Origin of the sequence: Acidithiobacillus sulfurivorans (genome assembly GCF_018853815.1) — a bacterium.
GTDB lineage: Bacteria > Pseudomonadota > Gammaproteobacteria > Acidithiobacillales > Acidithiobacillaceae > Acidithiobacillus > Acidithiobacillus sulfurivorans.
Genome location: NZ_JAAOMP010000045.1, coordinates 1 through 457, shown reverse-complemented (window position 1 = coordinate 457; position 457 = coordinate 1). Strand labels below are relative to the sequence as shown.

At 59.3% G+C, this 457-nt stretch carries 1 protein-coding gene; it reads left to right on the top strand.

All coding sequences use genetic code 11. From position 1 onward, the window contains the following. Window positions 1–30: 30 nt before the first annotated feature. On the top strand, window positions 31–405 hold the full coding sequence (tnpA, locus tag HAP95_RS05120) for an IS66 family insertion sequence element accessory protein TnpA (RefSeq protein WP_215883241.1): 375 nt from the start codon (window positions 31–33) through the stop codon (window positions 403–405). Window positions 406–457: the final 52 nt, after the last annotated feature.

The following is a 457-nucleotide window of genomic DNA, read 5'->3' as shown; positions in this document are numbered from 1 at the left end:
TCTCCCAGGATAGGACTGAGGAGAAAATACATGGTGCCATCAAAACTACGCAGGAAAGCCCCGCGCCGCAGCGCCCAAGCCTGGCAGGCGTTACTGGATGAACAGGCAGAGAGTGGTTTGACGGTGACGGCTTTTTGTCATCAGGCATCCATCAGTCCGGCCAGTTTCTATCGTTGGCAAGGACGGCTGCGCAAGGGATTACAGAATACCGGAGTGAATTCTGCCGGGACGCTGAGCCATGCTATTCCGGCTGTCACCGCCCCTCAGCCTATCCCTGATTTTGTCGATTTGGGCGCGCTGGAAGACGTGCCCTCTCCGGACCGACGGGAAGCCGCCGCTACGCATCGACTGGAACTCCGTCTGGATTTGGGCGGTGGCCTGATTCTGCATCTGGTGCGGGGCTGATGTTTTTCCCGGAAGGTCGGGTACGGGTGCATCTCTGCGGCCAGCCGGTGGA

Coding starts and splice junctions, on each gene's coding strand:
- tnpA (WP_215883241.1), top strand. CDS start 31: ATGGTGCCATCAAAACTACGCAGGAAAGCCCCGCGCCGCAGCGCCCAA.